Source organism: Flavobacterium sp. FlaQc-52 (assembly GCF_044007495.1).
GTDB lineage: Bacteria > Bacteroidota > Bacteroidia > Flavobacteriales > Flavobacteriaceae > Flavobacterium > Flavobacterium cupriresistens.
In genome coordinates this window covers 176477-193280 of the sequence record NZ_JBIPCV010000007.1, presented here as the reverse complement: position 1 = coordinate 193280, position 16804 = coordinate 176477, and the positions used below count along the sequence as shown (strand labels likewise).

General features: G+C 36.1%; 15 protein-coding genes and 4 tRNA genes. 10 read left to right on the top strand and 9 right to left on the bottom strand.

Going from position 1 to position 16804, the window contains the following annotated elements:
* Positions 1-339 precede the first annotated feature (339 nt).
* Both ACHRV5_RS13845 and ACHRV5_RS13840 read left to right on the top strand, forming a co-directional pair.
* Positions 340-1050, top strand: coding sequence for a class I SAM-dependent methyltransferase (locus ACHRV5_RS13845; protein WP_395427148.1), 711 nt, complete (start codon positions 340-342; stop codon positions 1048-1050).
* 275 nt (positions 1051-1325) lie between these two features.
* Complete coding sequence (locus ACHRV5_RS13840; RefSeq protein WP_395427147.1) at positions 1326-5003, top strand: PKD domain-containing protein; 3678 nt, start codon at positions 1326-1328, stop codon at positions 5001-5003.
* Positions 5004-5153: 150 nt separating this feature from the next.
* Here the strand turns inward: ACHRV5_RS13840 and ACHRV5_RS13835 are convergent, their stop codons facing one another.
* The 3 genes from ACHRV5_RS13835 to ACHRV5_RS13825 all read right to left on the bottom strand — a co-directional run bounded on the left by ACHRV5_RS13835 (position 5154) and on the right by ACHRV5_RS13825 (position 7134).
* Positions 5154-5432 carry a putative quinol monooxygenase gene (locus ACHRV5_RS13835; protein ID WP_395427146.1) on the bottom strand — a complete coding sequence of 93 codons (279 nt, stop codon included), beginning with the start codon at positions 5430-5432 and terminating at the stop codon, positions 5154-5156.
* Positions 5433-5434: 2 nt separating this feature from the next.
* Complete coding sequence (locus tag ACHRV5_RS13830) at positions 5435-6040, bottom strand: NAD(P)H-dependent oxidoreductase (RefSeq protein ID WP_047773483.1); 606 nt, start codon at positions 6038-6040, stop codon at positions 5435-5437.
* 107 nt (positions 6041-6147) lie between these two features.
* The gene (locus ACHRV5_RS13825) at positions 6148-7134 is read right to left on the bottom strand and encodes an aldo/keto reductase (RefSeq protein ID WP_395427145.1); all 987 of its coding nucleotides are present in this window, start codon (positions 7132-7134) and stop codon (positions 6148-6150) included.
* 120 nt (positions 7135-7254) lie between these two features.
* Between ACHRV5_RS13825 and ACHRV5_RS13820 the strand changes: the two genes are divergently transcribed.
* The gene (locus tag ACHRV5_RS13820; protein WP_047773479.1) at positions 7255-8100 is read left to right on the top strand and encodes an AraC family transcriptional regulator; all 846 of its coding nucleotides are present in this window, start codon (positions 7255-7257) and stop codon (positions 8098-8100) included.
* A 498-nt stretch (positions 8101-8598) separates the two neighbouring features.
* On the opposite strand, the gene ACHRV5_RS13815 is transcribed toward ACHRV5_RS13820, so the two are convergent.
* From ACHRV5_RS13815 to ACHRV5_RS13800, 4 genes are all read right to left on the bottom strand, one after another.
* Complete coding sequence (locus tag ACHRV5_RS13815; RefSeq protein WP_395427144.1) at positions 8599-9069, bottom strand: RES family NAD+ phosphorylase; 471 nt, start codon at positions 9067-9069, stop codon at positions 8599-8601.
* On the bottom strand, positions 9069-9569 hold the full coding sequence (locus ACHRV5_RS13810) for an antitoxin Xre/MbcA/ParS toxin-binding domain-containing protein (protein WP_230002532.1): 501 nt from the start codon (positions 9567-9569) through the stop codon (positions 9069-9071). The genes ACHRV5_RS13815 and ACHRV5_RS13810 overlap by 1 nt, the downstream gene beginning before the upstream one ends.
* A gap of 466 nt (positions 9570-10035) precedes the next feature.
* Positions 10036-10800: an NlpC/P60 family protein gene (locus ACHRV5_RS13805; protein ID WP_395427143.1), complete on the bottom strand. Its 765-nt coding sequence runs from the start codon at positions 10798-10800 to the stop codon at positions 10036-10038.
* 69 nt (positions 10801-10869) lie between these two features.
* Positions 10870-12048, bottom strand: a complete 1179-nt coding sequence (locus ACHRV5_RS13800; protein WP_395427142.1) for an acetyl-CoA C-acyltransferase — start codon at positions 12046-12048, stop codon at positions 10870-10872.
* A 241-nt stretch (positions 12049-12289) separates the two neighbouring features.
* On the opposite strand from ACHRV5_RS13800, the gene ACHRV5_RS13795 reads away from it, so the two are divergent.
* From ACHRV5_RS13795 to ACHRV5_RS13765, 7 genes are all read left to right on the top strand, one after another.
* Positions 12290-12373: transfer RNA gene (locus ACHRV5_RS13795), tRNA-Ser, on the top strand.
* A 14-nt stretch (positions 12374-12387) separates the two neighbouring features.
* A tRNA-Pro gene (locus ACHRV5_RS13790) sits at positions 12388-12462 on the top strand.
* A 15-nt stretch (positions 12463-12477) separates the two neighbouring features.
* A tRNA-Arg gene (locus ACHRV5_RS13785) sits at positions 12478-12551 on the top strand.
* 94 nt (positions 12552-12645) lie between these two features.
* A tRNA-Arg gene (locus ACHRV5_RS13780) sits at positions 12646-12722 on the top strand.
* A gap of 382 nt (positions 12723-13104) precedes the next feature.
* Complete coding sequence (locus ACHRV5_RS13775) at positions 13105-13287, top strand: type II toxin-antitoxin system HicA family toxin (protein ID WP_395427141.1); 183 nt, start codon at positions 13105-13107, stop codon at positions 13285-13287.
* Between the two features lie 298 nt (positions 13288-13585).
* Entirely contained in the window at positions 13586-13996 is a 411-nt protein-coding gene (locus ACHRV5_RS13770) for a type II toxin-antitoxin system HicB family antitoxin (RefSeq protein WP_395427140.1), read from the top strand.
* Between the two features lie 901 nt (positions 13997-14897).
* Entirely contained in the window at positions 14898-15617 is a 720-nt protein-coding gene (locus tag ACHRV5_RS13765) for a hypothetical protein (protein WP_395427139.1), read from the top strand.
* A 139-nt stretch (positions 15618-15756) separates the two neighbouring features.
* Here the strand turns inward: ACHRV5_RS13765 and msrA are convergent, their stop codons facing one another.
* Both msrA and msrB read right to left on the bottom strand, forming a co-directional pair.
* Complete coding sequence (gene msrA / locus ACHRV5_RS13760; RefSeq protein ID WP_395427138.1) at positions 15757-16293, bottom strand: peptide-methionine (S)-S-oxide reductase MsrA; 537 nt, start codon at positions 16291-16293, stop codon at positions 15757-15759.
* 47 nt (positions 16294-16340) lie between these two features.
* A complete protein-coding gene (msrB, locus tag ACHRV5_RS13755) occupies positions 16341-16790 on the bottom strand; it encodes a peptide-methionine (R)-S-oxide reductase MsrB (RefSeq protein ID WP_395427137.1) in 450 nt (149 codons plus the stop codon).
* Positions 16791-16804 lie beyond the last annotated feature (14 nt).

Genomic DNA, 16804 nt, shown 5'->3' with positions numbered 1-16804 from the left:
TTGCCACGAATTTATCGAATTTGCACAAATTTTATAAAGAGAAAAATAGAGTTTCGTGTGAAATCTTATTTTAATTGGCGATCCGCTTGACGTAAATTTTAATTCGAGAAAATTCGAGAAATTCGTGGCAACTTTTTTTTTAAAAGTTCAGAAAAAACAACTGTTGGGTTTCGTAATTTCGAAAGTATCTTCTTTTAAAGCAAGTATCAAAGTGTTAGTTTTGTTTTAAGTGAGAAGTAAGATGTGAGAAGTAAGATGTGAGAAGTAATAAAGAATAAAGAATACATCCGCTTAATCTGCGAGAAAAAAAAGCCATATAAACCTGAATACTAAAAAACGATGATGAATAAATCAACCACAGCAGAAATTAGAAAACGTTTTGATAATGATGTCGAACGATTTTCCAATTTAGACACGGGACAAGTCGCAACAATCGATGCTACAATCTCTTTAGAATTAATTACGGAAGCTTCAAAACGAATTGTTCCCAATGCCAAAAATATTTTGGATATTGGTTGCGGAGCAGGAAATTATACCTTAATGATGCTTTCTAAAATTCCAAATCTGAATGCAACTTTAGTCGATTTAAGTCAACCGATGCTGGATAAAGCTTTAGAAAGAGTATCAAAAGAAACAAGCGGTAAAGTCGAAATTTTGCATGGGGATATCCGTGAAGTGGCTTTAGCGGAAGAACAATTTGATATTATTCTGGCCGGAGCAGTTCTGCACCATTTGCGTGATGATCAGGACTGGGAAACAACATTTTCGAAATTATTCAGGCTATTGAAACCAGGTGGTTGTTTGATGATCTCGGATCTGATTACACAAGATACCGCTTTATTAAACGAATATACCTGGGAACGTTACGGCGATTATCTCGAAGGAATCGGAGGAGCCGAATACCGTCAAAAGGTTTTAGATTATGTAGAAAAAGAAGATTCTCCAAGATCAATGAATTATCAATTGGATTTGATGAAAGAAGTTGGCTTTAGCAAAGTAGAAATTTTGCACAAGAATATGTGTTTCGGTGCTTTTGGAGGAATTAAGTAATATGTTTGTTTTTTAAGATAAGCTACTGTAAAAGGTAGCTTTTTTTATGATTTTTAGTTTTTAAAATTCAATAAATAAGTTAAAACTAGGTAATATACAATTGTTTTGCAATAAGATAATATCTATTAAATGCATTTCAATTAAATATTTTTATGAAAAAAAAATATCAAGTAAAAGAGATTAAAAAACGAAGTCATTTTGAAGCTTTTTTTTTAATCGATTTTATGATAGTACTGTATGTGAAAGTACAACTAACCTAAAAAAAAACTATTATTTTGAAAAAAACCTACTTTTTTGCTGCAGTTTTTCTGTGTCAGTTCCTCATTTCCTTTGGGCAGAATCCAATCGGTTGTGGAACCAAATTATCCCAACAGGAAGAAGCTGCTTTTCTAAAATCTTTATCAAAAATTAAAACATGGAAAAAATCGAACACCCGGAAAACCGTTGCTACACCTTATATTATTCCGGTGGTGTTTCATATTCTTGGAGACGGAACTAACATCAATAATGTTTTTACCAAAGAGCAAATGAAGTGCAGAATTGATGATGCATTGCTTACGGTAAACAAAGATTTTAATGGTCTGTTTCCGGAATACGCTACGACCGATCCTCGTTTTGATGCAATTAAAAGCAAATTAAATATTCAGTTTGTTCTGGCTACTGTTGACCCCGAAGGAAATCCTTTGGAAATTCCCGGCCTGGACTGGCATCCAGAAGCACATGTAGTAGATGGTTATGATGCTAAAATTTATGATTATATCTGGTACGGTAAAAACAATAAGTATTATTTGGATGTTTTGGTTGTAGATGAGCCCAATACCGGACAGGGATCTGTTGGTTCGGGACACGCCTTTTTGCCTATTCAGGATGCGATCCCTCGTGTTGCTTACAATCACAGATATATTGGGAGTACATGTGGCTCAAATGCGAGTGCGACTTTTGCAAAGGTAATGACGCACGAGTTTGGTCATTATTTTGGTTTAAAACATACTTTTCAGGATGATTGTGATGCCGTCAATGATGGAATGGCCGACACGCCGCCAACAAAAGTGGCCGAAGGTTGTGCCCGAAATGTATTAAATAGCTGTGGCGTTTACCCCAATGCCGAAAACCATATGGATTACAATACAGATTGCCAGAATATGTATACCAGAGACCAGACCAATGCAATGACGTATTGGTTAGATGACAAAACGGTGGCTAAATATCCACGTGGTTTGTTGTGGCAGGAAAGTAATCTTAGCTCGGTTGGGGTTATTGAAACGGCACCAATCGCTAATTTCAACAGTAATACAACGGCTATTTGTTCAGGAAAAACAATCGCGTTTAAAGATCGTTCTTTGGGATTACCAACTTCGAGAGTATGGACTTTTGAAGGTGGTATCCCTGCAACCTCTACAGATTTAAATCCGGTTGTTCAGTACCATACAGCAGGAAAATTCGAAGTGACCTTGCAGGTAACGAATGCTCTTGGAATGAATACCAAACAAGTGCTGAATTATATTGAGGTAGATCAAAAATCGGGAGTGAATTTAGTCGAAAATTTCACTGGTGTTTTTCCTCCTTTAGGTTGGGAAATTACAAATCCGGACAATGGTTTAGCTTGGGAAAAACGAAAAGATGTAGGGCACAATGATAGTTCGTGTATGATTATGAACAATGCAGATAATGCAGTAGTAGGGGCGTTAGACTATATCAGATTGCCTTATCTTAATTTTGCAGCCGGACAAAACAGTCAGTTGTTTTTTGATTTGGCTTATACCAAATTTGATGATGCGAGTCCGGATGTTTTAAAAGTAGAAGTTTCAACAGATTGCGGACTTACTTGGAATGAGGTGTATTCAAAAACACATACGCTTTTAGAAACCACGCAGGTTCCTACTGCTTTGGCGAATAATTGGGTACCGACTTCTGACGCTAATTGGCGAAAAGAAATTGTAGACCTTAGTACCTATCAGGGGAATAGTAATGTTTCTATTCGTTTTGTAAATGTGTCGGGTTACGGCACAAGGATTTGGATAGACAATGTAAATGTTGCTATTATTCAGACGGCTACTCCGGTTTCTGATTTTGCTTCCAATGTCAGAGGGACGCGTTGTACTAGTGTTACAGCTCCTTTTTTAGATGTTTCAACAGGAAATCCAACGTCATGGGAATGGTCTTTTCCGGGGGGTACGCCTGCTACTTCTATCGAAAAAAATCCGATTGTGACTTACAATTCACCAGGTTCGTATGGGGTGACACTTTCAACCAAAAATGGAAACGGTACAGGAACAACAGTAACTAAAAATAATTTTATAACAGTTGTAAATCCTGACAGAATTTCTTTTACCGAAGGTTTTGAAAATTCTTTTCCACCCGCAGAATGGGAAATTAGTAATCCCGATCATAAATTGACTTGGGAAAAACGAGCCAATGTTGGACATAATTCTTCGTCTTGTATGATAATGAATAATGCGGACAATGCGAAAGTGGGTGAGATCGATGAGATTATCCTGAAACCCGTTGATTTATCTGTTGGCATAACTGATTTCTCCTTTGATGTTGCCTATGCTAAATTTGATACGGAAAGTCCCGATGTTCTTGAAATTCTGGCTTCAAAAGATTGCGGTCTTACATGGGAAAGTATTTATGTAAAAACACATACTGAACTGGAAACCTTTGTCAGCGCTGATCCCAATAATTGGGTTCCGGTTTCAGATTCGGATTGGAGAACAGAAAGGGTGTTATTGTCGAATTTGAAAGGGGTAGCGAACGTTTTGTTTAAGTTTAAAAATACTTCGGGATACGGTTCAAGAATATGGATTGATAATGTGAAATTCACTTTTGATAGTAAAGAAACACCCTTTTCGGAATTTGTAGTGGAGAGTCAAAAACAATGTAGCGATTTACCAATAGCCTTTAGAGATAATTCAACAGGAGAGCCTACTTCATGGTCCTGGTCGTTTCCGGGTGGTACGCCGGCGACTTCTACAAGTAAAACGCCTGCTGTAGTTTATGATAGTCCGGGAACTTATACGGTAACCTTGACTGCGTCTAATTCTTACGGAGCAGGATCGGTTATGGCAAAAACGGATGTGGTTGTAATTAATGGCAAAAACAGTCTTCCTTTTTCAGAAAATTTCGAAGCAAGTTTTCCAATTCAGGATTGGGAAATCATTAATCCCGACAAAGACGTTATTACATGGGAAAAACGTTCGGATGTCGGCAAAGGAGATTTGTCTTGTCTGGTGATCAACAATGCTGATAATCCAACTGGTTTGATAGACGAGTTGATTCTTAAAGCAATGGATTTTTCTTCTTCTGCAACTCCGTTTTTATCCTTTGATCTGGCTTATACGCAGTACTTAAATGCTTTTGATCCTGCACCTGCACCGGATAAAATAGATATTGAAGTCTCTTCGGATTGTGGGGTAACCTGGACAAATGTATATGCTAAAAATCAATTGCAGTTGCAAACCGTTTCACCACCAATTCAGGACGATCCGGCAACAACGGCTGCAAATGAAACCAACGATTGGATTCCAACCAAAGATTCGGATTGGAGAACAGAAAAAATTGATTTAAGTATAGTGAAAAATCAAAAGAGTGTATTGGTAAAAATCAAAAACACTTCAGGTTATGGAACCAGAATTTGGTTTGATAATTTAAAAATAAATAACGGATCTAATTTAGCAATAACAAAACCAAAAGGAGCGAACAATTTGTCAGGAGTTCAGGTATATCCAAATCCATCCAGTAATGTGTTTCATGTGATCACACCGGTTTCAGCAGATAATTATACCGTGACAGTTCATGATATTGGCGGAAGGATGATTTACAAAGAAACTTTCTCCGGAGAGAATACTGCTGATAAAGCTATTAATTTATCGGGAAAAACAAAAGGAGTATATTTTCTTAATGTGACTTCTTCAACAAAAAAAGGATATACGCAGAAGATCATTAAACAATAAATTTGAATTTTATAGAAAAAGGCTGTCTCAGGACGGCCTTTTTTATGTTTGTCTAATAGGTTGGACTATTGATTCTATGGCTACTTATTGATCCATAAGATAAACCTACAAGGTTTTGAAAACCTTGCAGGAGTAATGTTCTTTACTATTTTATAAAAGCTGTGCCGTTTTGTAAACCTGAACCGGGGCGGCTAATAAGGATTCACTTTTAGCAATAAAATCCAACAGATAAGATTGATTGTTGTGTAAATCAAGTCCGGCTTGGTCTTTCCATTCTTCCCAAATGATAAACACATTTTCAGCGGTATGCAGGTCATAACGAATACAAGCCGCTTCTTTTCTGGTTTCGGTGACCAGATGGATAATTCTACTTTGAATTTCTGTTAGGTGCTCTTTTTTACTCTTTATGATAGCTGTAATCGAGATCATGGTTATAAAGTTTTGAAAGTTTCTTCTAAATGGTTGGTATAGTCTTGTTTAAAGATAGTAATATTTTCCGGTGTGGCACCTTTTTCAACATCGTGAAAATGAAAACTGTCTACTTTTTCTATTCCGGCAAACGTATTCATTTTGTGAAAACCAAACATTACACCATCATCAACAGAGGTTTCTTCGAAGAATTCTCCCGGTAAAGTAAAAGCTGTTTTTGGAGCATTCCAGCTCGTGGTCAACATGTATTTGCGACCGTGTAAAAGCCCTCCAGTTCCATAATTAATGTCCGGATTTACACGACTTCTCCCGTCACTTTTATAGATTCCGTTGTTATGACCCTGAGTAAAAACATCATCAATGTATTTTTTAAAAAGATTAGGTAATTGAAACCACCAGATTGGGGTGTGATAGATAATTAAATCTGCCCAAACGAATTTTTCTACTTCGTGTTGCAGGTTAATTTCATCTTCGATATGAGTTGTTTTTATTTCGTAATTATTGTTTTGGGAAAGGTATTCAATGGTCCAATCCTGAACAGTTTGATTGAATTTTCCGCCTGAATGTGCAAATTTTTGCCCGCCGTTTATTATAAATATTTTTTTCATAGTGTGAATGTTCTTAGTGAATCTGTGGTGTAGTTTTTAATACAGGCTTGTTTTTTATGTGAAACTAATCCTGTGTTTCTACGTATGGTGTAATTTTTTGTTTGTTGTTATTTTATTTTTGAAATAGCCTGATTGATAAAATCCAATTCCAAAGCAGTAAGATCGAAATCCATTGCTTTTGCGTTTGAAATCGCCTGTTCTGCATTTCTTGCTCCGGCCAGAACAATGCTAATTCCTTTTTGTAAAGTCGTCCAGCGTAAAACCAATTGCGCTAAATTGATTTCTTTTGCGTGTGCTAATGAACTCAATTCTTCGATTAAGGTTTTGACTTGCTGAAGATCAAATTGACCAAAATAACCATTTCTGTGATCGTTTTCTTTTAGTTTGGTGTCGGTAAAATATTTTCCGGTCAATAAACCTCTTTCCATTGGACTGTAGGCGATGATTCCGATATTTTCTGCAACGGTAAGTGGAATTAAATCGGCTTCTATTTTGCGATTCAGCATGCTGTACGAAACCTGATTTGAAGCTAGCGAAATTGTTTTTTGAGCTTCTTTCAGTTGTGAAACATCGTAATTGCAAACTCCGGCAGCTCTTATTTTTCCTTGTTTGATTAACAAGTCTATGGTTTCCATAGTTTCCTGAATTGGAGTAGTGGAGTCTGGCCAATGGATTTGCAGTAAATCAATATAATCGGTTTTTAGTCTTTTTAGACTTTCTTCGACTTCTTTGATAATATTTTCTTTAGAGGCGAATTTGTAAACCGGTAGTTTTTTTCCGTTGTCATCTGCATCAAAGAAAAAATCTCCTTTGCCTTTATTGCTTCCGTCCCATACCAGTCCAAATTTGGTTAACAATTGCACTTTTGATCGGTTTTGTGATTGTAGTGCTTCACCAATCATTTCTTCGCTTAAACCAAATCCGTAGAAAGGAGCAGTGTCTATTGTGGTCACTCCATTGTCGATGGAAGCATGGATAGAATCGATTGAGTCTTTCTTTTCATTTCCGCCCCACATGTTGCCTCCAATGGCAAATGCACCATAAGTTATTGCTGATAATTCGAGTTCAGTATTGCCTAGTTTTCTATATTCCATAATCGTGGTATTTTGTGCTTTAAAAATTTTAAGGCAAAATTATACTGTTTTTGTGATTTATAATTTGTACATATTTGTGTTTTTTAGGTATATTTGCAAACTGAATTAATTTGCTGTACAATGAAAAAAGAAAATTTATACGAACCATTTACCGTTTCATTTGAAACGCTGGACGAATATCCGGATGTCGGGGACCGTCATAATTTTTTTGAATTGGTGTATGTTTTAGATGGAACCGGCTCGCAATGCATTAACAAAACTATTTTTGAATATGATGGTGGACATTTGTTTCTGTTGACACCTGAGGATTGTCATAATTTTACGATTAAGACGACAACAAAGTTTTTCTTTTTGAGATTCAACGATATTTATTTGAAGAATTCGAGTTTACAGAGCGAGAACATTCAGCGATTGGAATATATTCTTCAAAACGCCAATCATCAGCCGGGTTGTATTTTAAAAAACGAGTCAGATGCATGTTTGGTAAAAGTAATGATAGAAGCGATTTGCAGAGAACATCAGGATAAAGACGTTTACAATCAGGAGTTGATTCAGCAATTGATAAATACGCTGATTATTATTGTAGCGAGAAATATTGCCAAATACCTTCCCGAGCAGGTTAATATTGGATGTGAAGCCAAAGCAATGGATATCCTGCAATATATTCAGAATAACATTTATTATCCCGAGAAAATAAAAGCCGAGTCCATCAGTGCGCATTTCGGAATTTCAAATACCTATTTAGGCCGTTATTTCAAAAAACATGCTAACGAAACGATGCAGCAATACATCAGTAATTATAAAACGAAATTGATTGAACACCGCTTGCAGTTCAGTGAAAAACGAATCAATGAAATTGCCTATGAATTTGGTTTTACAGATGAAAGCCATTTCAATAAATTCTTCAAAAAACATAGAGGAAATAGCCCTTCAGAATACAGAAAAACGATTCGTATCAGTGCTTAAAAAGTTTTTGTTCGAAGATTTAAGAAAGAGTTACTAGCTTAGAAACATAAGAATTAGGGAGTTTTTTTTGACACGAATTACACGAATTTACACTAGTTTTTTTGTGTGTTCTTGAAATTGGCTAAATCATTTTAATCCTTTAATCGGTGGCAAAAAATCGCCACAAGAGTTTTAAAGATTAATTCGTGAGAATCCGTGTAATTCGTGGCCAAATTTCCCCTGTATTGTTATTGAATAGGATGATTCGCTTTAACCATCAGTAAAAATCACCCGCAAGAAGCGTAAGATTAATTCGTGGAAATTAGTGTAATTCGTGTTTATCTTTTCTTTGTATTGCCGTTGAATAAGTTGAGCTAAATCATTTTAATCCTTTAATCAGTGGCAAAAAAACGGCACGAAGAATTTTAAAGATTAATTCGTGAAAATTAGTGTAATTCGTGTTGGTTTTTTCTTTGTATTGCTGTTGAATAAACTAAATCATAATCTGTGGCAAAAAAACTACTTGCTTTTAAATCGGGAATCAAAAGCCATTCTGGTAGAGCTTAAAACTTTGATTTTTAGTGTGTCGCTATGATTTGGGTTTATTAAGTAGTTATACTCCATAGGCACAATGCTGCTAGGTACTTTTAAAACTGCAGCCTCGTCATAATTTATAAAATCATCCCCTATAATTTGGGTTACCGGAATAGGGGGTTTAGAGTCCCAGTTTACTGGTAAGTCTTCTATGTGTACTTCTTGAATTGTAATTTCGTCCGGTATTTCGATTTCCACATAAAAACGATCAGTAGGTAAGTCCTCGCTTAAATCCAAATGAACAGAGACTTCAAGTGTTGCTAAAGCCCTGCTTTCTGCGGTATAAACCATTTTTGTGTTTAGACTGTTCCAGCGATACCCTTCGCACATTGAGGCTCCGATTCCTTTTAAAGTTGCGTCCAGGTATTTTTCCCGTTCAATTCTGAATACTACCATCAGGCTAAATTTCCAAATTCTAATCGGTTTAGGCTGAATTTCACCTCGTTAATTCCGGTTACGGTATCGAGCATGTTTTCAGGAACATTTCCGCCAATGGACAGGTTGGGTTTTTTTAGCCAACGTTGAAATTTCTCTTCTTCATTATTGAAAACCTCTAGGCCGTAATCTATTAATTCGTTTATCAGAATGACTAATTCGCTATCTCTGCTGTCCAGAAGAAGGTGTTCGCTTTTCTTCTTATTGTAAGTAGTTTGAGGAATTCCCACAATCGTCAAAACCGATTTTACAGGATTGTTTAATCTTCTGCTGATGACTTCAATTGAATCATACGGAATGCCGGATCTTATAACAGCAACGCGCTCAAGTTTGTTGCCCCAGCTGTATTCTTTACCGTCAGAGTTTAAAGTAGATCTTTTTATTGAGATTACTTTCCCCGAGGCATTTTGAATACTTCTTTTAGTATCGAAAGGTTCTGTTTTTTGCTTTACATTTTTCATGACGCAACTAATTTGCTGTAAATATACAACAATTTTGTTGTTCTTGCGATTATGATTGTTGTAAAATGTTGTTTGTCAATTGTGAAAAGAGTAAATTGTTTTTTGATAAGCCCATAGTTTACCCGAATATTTCTTAATTTTTACTCGTTTAAACGATGGAGTATGAGGTTAATTTTTAGATAAAATAGAGGTTTTTTACCACAGATTTCAAAAAAGTTCGTTTGGGACTTTGACAAAGAGTTGCTAACTTTTGCGTGATGTTAGTAAAATAAAATAGCACGCAGATTTTGCTGATTTTGCGGATTTTCGCGGAAGACAATAAAAAAAGCAGTCTGAGTATAACAACAGGCTAAGCAAATCTGCGTAAAAAACAAAAGGATTAAAATAATTAAATCTGTGGAAATCCTTTTAATCAGTGGCAAAAAAAAATGTGGTAATTGGTGAAATTCGTGGCAAAAGAAAAAAATTATATAATCTTCTTAATAACCCTAAGTTTATGCGTGTGTTTGTTGGTTTCCGGATTGTAAATCCCTAAATGGTCTAAGCGATCAATACGTACTTTTCCACTGGCGTGAATGATGTAATTGTTCTCCATAATGATACCTACATGAGTGATATTACCCTCGTCATTATCGAAAAAGGCCAGATCACCGACTTCACTTTCTTCAATAAAACTCAAAGGTTCGCCATCAAGAGCTTGTTGTGAAGCATCGCGATGTATTTTGTAACCATTAAGTTTGTATACCATTTGTGTAAATCCCGAGCAATCAATGCCAAACGGAGTTTTTCCACCCCAAAGATAAGGAGCGTTGAGGTACATAAAAGCGGTGCTTATTAGAGCGCTTTTGGGTTTTAAGCCACTTGTTTTGGTGCCTTCAAAATCGAAATTACTCGTATTGATTTCACTGTTATTCAAAAAAGACAAAGATGCCCCAAGCGGAATTGGTAGCAATAAATTGGTATCGGGAGTAGTAATATAATCAATCAGATCGGCATTTAGAATAATGGCTTCATTACTTAATTGATTGAAATTAGCTTCAGAAATAACCTGATACTGTTTTGAATCGACCCAGCCTTCGTAGTCATCAAATTGAATTCTTATTCGGGCCCATTGATTTTGACGTTCTAATATTTCGAGGTGCTCACCAAATAAAAGTTGTGTGACGATTTCACTTCTGTCACTTGGTTCAGATCGAACGGGTACTATAGCTAGATTGCAAATTCCGAACATTTAAGGTCTTTTATAAGTTGAAAATTAGGAGTTATTTTGGTTGCAAATAACTCCTAATGTAATATGTTTTTAAGCTCTTTCGATAACAATAGCCGAAGCACCACCACCACCGTTGCAAATTGCTGCAGCTCCGGTTTTAGCGTTATTTTGTTCTAAGACATTCAATAAAGTTACAATAATTCGGGCTCCCGAACAACCTAGTGGATGTCCTAATGAAACAGCACCACCATTTACGTTTACTTTATCGTTGGCAAGTCCAAGGATTTGTGAGTTGGCTAAACCAACAACAGCAAAAGCCTCGTTAAATTCGAAATAATCAACATCGCCAATTGCAATTCCAGCTTTGTCTAACGCCTTTGGTAATGCTTTTGCAGGGCTTGTAGTGAACCATTTTGGCTCCTGAGCCGCATCTGCATACCCTTTGATGAAAGCAAGTGGTTTTAATCCAAGTGCGATTGCTTTTTCTTCCGACATTAAAACTAATGCAGCAGCTCCGTCATTGATCGTTGAAGCATTGGCAGCAGTAACAGTTCCGTCTTTAGTAAAAACAGCGCTTAGAGAAGGTATTTTGTCCAATTTTACATTGGTATATTCTTCATCTTTAGAAACGATAACCGGTTCTCCGCGTCTTTGTGGTACTTCTACGGGTACAATTTCAGCATCAAATTTTCCGGCATCCCAGGCTTTTGCACTTCTTTCGTAAGATTGAATGGCATAATTATCCTGATCTTCACGAGTGATTTTGTATTCTGATGCACATAAGTCAGCGCAAACTCCCATTGCGTTGTTATCGTAAGCATCAGTCAAACCATCTTTTTGCATTCCGTCCAGCATTGTCGCAGGACCAAATTTGTTTCCGTTACGCATTTGCACGTAATGTGGAATCAAACTCATGTTTTCCATTCCTCCGGCAACTACGATTTCGGCATCACCACAAGCAATTGCCTGAGCAGCGAACATAACGGCCTTCATTCCCGAAGCACAAACTTTGTTTATAGTTGTACAAGCAACGTTTTCAGATAAACCGGCAAAAAGTGCAGCTTGACGTGCTGGCGCTTGTCCAACTCCGGCTTGTACTACATTGCCCATGAAAACTTCATCAACTAATTTTGGGTCCAGGTTAATTTTTTGAAGAGCTCCTTTTATAGCGGCAGCCCCTAGTTTTGGTGCGGGTACGGTCGATAAACCTCCCATGAAACTTCCGATAGGTGTTCTAACGGCAGAAACGATAACAACTCTTTTGTTCATTTTCTGTGTGATATTAGTTAATCAAGCAAATTTAATCTTTATTTATACAAATTCAAATTTTGAGTGAATTGGATTGAATTTTAAATTTAAGATGAAATTTTTGTTAATTCTATTCATTTGATTGTTAAGTGTTTTGGAAAAAAGATCAAAAAAAAACAAAAAAAAGCATCAAAATACTTGTGAGATATCTAATGTTGTCATACCTTTGCCACCGCAAAACAGGACACGTTTCCTTGAGCTTGGAGAGGTGCCAGAGCGGTAATGGAGCAGATTGCTAATCTGTCGACGGGTAACCGTCGCCAGGGTTCGAGTCCCTGTCTCTCCGCTTAAATTTTGCCTCGGGGTGTAGCGTAGCCCGGTTATCGCGCCTGCTTTGGGAGCAGGAGGCCGCAGGTTCGAATCCTGCCACCCCGACTACAATTAGATAATGGACGCATAGCTCAGCTGGATAGAGCACCTGCCTTCTAAGCAGGCGGTCGAAGGTTCGAATCCTTCTGCGTTCACATTCAAAACCACTCGACAGAGTGGTTTTTTTGTTAATATCGTTGCAGATCAAGCAACTTCCTTCTAAACAGAAGGTTAGAAAATTGAAATTATGGACGCATAGCTCAGCTGGATAGAGCACCTGCCTTCTAAGCAGGCGGTCGAAGGTTCGAATCCTTCTGCGTTCACCAAAAGCCACTCCATCGAGTGGCTTTTTTGTTTTTATACGTTTCGGTAGAACTGGAATTTCCGTATTGAATTAAAGGATCAAAAGTTGTGGAAAAACAAAAATCTCGCAAAGTCGCGAAGCCGCAAAGATTAAAAAGGGTAGTTGCTCCGTTTGTTCTTTTAACGGAGGAGATCTGATTGAAAGCGAATAGATGAAGTAAATCACACAAAAAGTTTCGTATTGAATTAAAGCTGACAGGTTTTTTAAAAGTAGGTATTGTGGAATGAAAATTTAGGATTGCTTTTTTCTTGAGTTAAATTTTTATTAAAACATATATATCATTTATGTTATATATTGCGAAAATGTTATATCTTTGGTTTGTGAATTTATAACAACGTTAGGATATGAGCAGTGATGATTTGTTTAAGATGTTGAAAGCTGACGGATGGCTATTTGTAAGAGCCAAGGGAAGCCACCATATTTTCAAACACCCGAAGAAAAAAGGAATAGTTGTGTTGCCTCATCCGAAAAAGGATATTCCGAAAGGCACAGAAAACAACATTTTAAAACAAGCAGGACTGATTTAATCAGTCCTTGACTTGTGGGAATCATTACAATTAATATATTGCTAACTAACCAATAGAGTACACCTCGAGTTTATTAACCTGAGAAAAGATTTGTAATATAATAACGCACGGTACAAAGCGCTAAAAATTGCTAGTTTATTAATTAATCGAATTTAATAATTCGGAAAAAAAATGTCTAATTTATTAATCATGAAAAAATGAAAACTTATGGAAAAGTCATCTGAATTAAAAGGTAAAAAAACGTGAAATAATCGTAATAGTAAAAAAAGAAAAATTAAAACCAATAAGAAATCGGAGTATGGCAATCAAAGTTAAGATTGAGAAATCTGATGGTCGCTATTGGGGGACAACACAAAATGTACCTGGTGTAGTGGTGGCCGACGGTGATAGTATCAATGAATTGAAAGATAATATGAAAGAAGCTGTGGATTTATATTTAGAAGCAGCTGAAGAATGTGATAAAGAAACTTATGATTTATTTAAAAACGGATTTGAATTTGAATATGATTTAGAAGTATCAGAAATATTTAACGACGTTTTTGAAGTGATCAATAAGACTGAATTTGCAAAAAGTATAGGAATAAATGCATCTTTATTTAGACAATACACAAATGCAAATACACAAACATATATATCTGAAAAAAGAGCTAAAGAAATTGAAAACGGTTTACATCGTTTAGGAAAAGAGCTTTTAAATGTAAAGCTTTAAAAATAAAATTTCTACATAAATTATAATATTTATGTGTCTTTTGCCCCTCATTTGAGGGGTTTTTTTATGAAAAACCGTAAAATTTATTGGTCTCAGATTGGGGTTTAAAACCCTGCAATTTATTGCAGTACTTTAGTAATGCGAAAAAATATAATCTTTTGTTTTTTTTAGTTTTGATAAAAAATTTTCAAAATTGAGAGACTTTTAGTCTCTCGTCAAACAAACCTCTGCACTTTCAGTGCAGAGTGGTTTAGTTTTTCATAAAAAATTTCGGCTTTATTACAGCTTTATTAATTTTTTGTACTGTAATGTGTTGATCTATATTGGTTTTTTAAATATTGAATACTTCCTTCTAAGCAGGCGGTCGAAGGTTCGAATCCTTCTGCGTTCACCAAAAGCCACTCCATCGAGTGGCTTTTTTGTTTTTTATACGTTTCGGTAGAACTGTAATTTTCGTATTGAATTAAAGGATCAAAAGTTTTGGAAAAACAAAAATCTCGCAAAGTCGCGAAGCCGTAAAGTTTAAAAAGGGTAGATGCTCCGTTTGTTCTTTTAACGAAGGAGATCTGATTGAAAGCGAATAAGATGAAGTAAATCACACAAAAAGTTTCGTATTGAATTAAAGCTGACAGGTTTTTGAAACCTGTCAGCTTTGGTTTTTTGGGTATTTAATTTTGTTTTAAAATTTTATCCTTTTTATGTTCTCAAAAAATCGAGAAACAGGTGTTTGTACTGGTGAGTAGGAGCGATTGAATAACTAACTTTATAAGGAATAATATTAGTTAAGATTTTTGTTTTTAAAGTGTTAAAGTGGCGGTTGTATAGTAAGTTAGTATGCGGTCTACTTGAAATTTAAGACTAATTATTCACTTGTTGAACGTGCAATTTTAATTTTTAAAATATGAAAAAGTATTCTCTTTTTGCTTTATGTTTCAGCACATTCGTAAGTTGGACTTCAGCGCAGACCACAGCAGTTGACACCACGCATATTTTTCGAACTAAGACTCTGGCTCTTAATTTAGATGGTGCCAGGCATGCTTATCATCCAAATAATGAAGGATTATTGTATAATTTAAATGGAGGGATCACACGAGAAGAAGCAACTCAAAATAAGTTTAAAAAAGACAGGGGTTATGGCATCGCTAAAAAACGTATCGGTCAAAGTGATGATTATGAGGGTTACCTCCAGGCTGATGGTTATTTTGTGTCACAAACCACTCCTTATAATAGAAATGAACCGGAGAGCAGTGCTGCCAGATATGCCGATGCTGAAACAATTCCGTATATCACCTTAAGTCCCAAGTGGAAAGAGCGAGGAATTAAAAATTGTGATATTGCATTTGTTGTTAATCTTGATAATGGCAAAAAAAGTGCTGCCATATTTACGGATTACAGAAAAAATGATGAAAGTTTAGAAATTTCTTTAGCCCTTGCTCAAGGACTCGGAATCCCGGTAGCAACAAAAGAAGGTAGTTCGTACGATAATAAAAAAACAGTTACCAAATACAGGGGAATAGCGAGTCGAAACCTTAAAATTTACTATTTTAAAGGTAGTGGCGATGGTAATGGTAAAACCGTTGAAGAGATTAAAAAGGCAGCTCGAAAATTAATGGGATTGTAGTAAGTATTATTCGGTTAAAACTAGGTTGTTTTGGGAAGCATTATAGTGCTCTATAAATTAACAGCGAAATAATAATTTTACACAAAGAAAAGAAATCAAAAAAAGCGAATTTCTTTTTAGGGAAATTCGCTTTAGATAATTAATTAACTTTTTTAGTCTGTTGGTATAACATTCTAAACTTGGCAAGTTTGGGTGCAATTACCGCTTGGCAATAACCTGCATTGGGATTGTTTTTGTAATATTCCTGATGTGAAACTTCTGCGATGTAAAACTCTTCGATTGGTTTTACTTCTGTAACAATCAGGTCATCAAAAGCTTCCTGTACTTCTTTTATGGCATTTTCGGCGATTTGTTTTTCGGCATCATTTTCGTAAAAAATAATACTGCGGTATTGTGTTCCGTGATCAGCACCTTGTTTGTTTAGCGTGGTTGGGTTATGTGTTGTCAGGTGAATAACCAATAATAGAGCTAACGGAACTTTTTGGGCATCGTAAGTAATTTCAACAACTTCTGCATGTCCGGTTCTGCCATCGCATACTTCACGGTAGGTAGGATTTATTGTCGCTCCTCCGCTATAACCGCTTTTAACGGCAATGACACCTTCAACCTCAGAGAAAATGGCTTCTGTACACCAAAAACATCCTCCACCCAATACTATTTTTTTTATATCGCTCATAGCTATTTTTTTAAATTGATACGTACTCAAGATTTTCCTGAGCAGTATTAAATGTTTTCTGTTTTTACTAGTGAAACTGCATTCGTGCAATATCTAAGTCCACTAGGTGCGGGACCATCGGGGAAAACATGACCCAAATGAGAGTCGCAAATGTTACAGGTAATTTCTACGCGTACCATTCCAAATGTTACGTCTTTGATATAAGCTACATTTTCTATCGCAACAGGTTGTGTAAAAGAGGGCCAACCCGTTCCGCTTTCAAATTTTTCACTCGAATAAAAAAGAGGAGTGTTGCAACATTTACAAGCATATTTCCCAGGTTCAAAAAAACTGCACATGTCAGAGCTGTGGGCTCTTTCTGTACCTTTTAGTCGTGTAATACGGAATTCTTCTTCGGTTAGTAATTTACTCCATTCCTCAGGTGTTTTTTCTACTCTTTTTGGAGGAGTTGGATTTCCCTGATTGGCGTATTTTATAATATCGTTCCAGTTTAGCATGATGTTTTTTTTAA

Excerpts from the sequence above, each read along its gene's own strand:
- ACHRV5_RS13845 (WP_395427148.1), top strand. The coding sequence starts at position 340 with ATGATGAATAAATCAACCACAGCAGAAATTAGAAAACGTTTTGATAAT.
- ACHRV5_RS13835 (WP_395427146.1), bottom strand. The coding sequence starts at position 5,432 with ATGATCTCGATTACAGCTATCATAAAGAGTAAAAAAGAGCACCTAACA.
- ACHRV5_RS13830 (WP_047773483.1), bottom strand. The coding sequence starts at position 6,040 with ATGAAAAAAATATTTATAATAAACGGCGGGCAAAAATTTGCACATTCA.
- ACHRV5_RS13825 (WP_395427145.1), bottom strand. The coding sequence starts at position 7,134 with ATGGAATATAGAAAACTAGGCAATACTGAACTCGAATTATCAGCAATA.
- ACHRV5_RS13820 (WP_047773479.1), top strand. The coding sequence starts at position 7,255 with ATGAAAAAAGAAAATTTATACGAACCATTTACCGTTTCATTTGAAACG.
- ACHRV5_RS13815 (WP_395427144.1), bottom strand. The coding sequence starts at position 9,069 with ATGGTAGTATTCAGAATTGAACGGGAAAAATACCTGGACGCAACTTTA.
- ACHRV5_RS13810 (WP_230002532.1), bottom strand. The coding sequence starts at position 9,569 with ATGAAAAATGTAAAGCAAAAAACAGAACCTTTCGATACTAAAAGAAGT.
- ACHRV5_RS13805 (WP_395427143.1), bottom strand. The coding sequence starts at position 10,800 with ATGTTCGGAATTTGCAATCTAGCTATAGTACCCGTTCGATCTGAACCA.
- ACHRV5_RS13800 (WP_395427142.1), bottom strand. The coding sequence starts at position 12,048 with ATGAACAAAAGAGTTGTTATCGTTTCTGCCGTTAGAACACCTATCGGA.
- ACHRV5_RS13775 (WP_395427141.1), top strand. The coding sequence starts at position 13,105 with ATGAGCAGTGATGATTTGTTTAAGATGTTGAAAGCTGACGGATGGCTA.
- ACHRV5_RS13770 (WP_395427140.1), top strand. The coding sequence starts at position 13,586 with ATGGCAATCAAAGTTAAGATTGAGAAATCTGATGGTCGCTATTGGGGG.
- ACHRV5_RS13765 (WP_395427139.1), top strand. The coding sequence starts at position 14,898 with ATGAAAAAGTATTCTCTTTTTGCTTTATGTTTCAGCACATTCGTAAGT.
- msrA (WP_395427138.1), bottom strand. The coding sequence starts at position 16,293 with ATGAGCGATATAAAAAAAATAGTATTGGGTGGAGGATGTTTTTGGTGT.
- msrB (WP_395427137.1), bottom strand. The coding sequence starts at position 16,790 with ATGCTAAACTGGAACGATATTATAAAATACGCCAATCAGGGAAATCCA.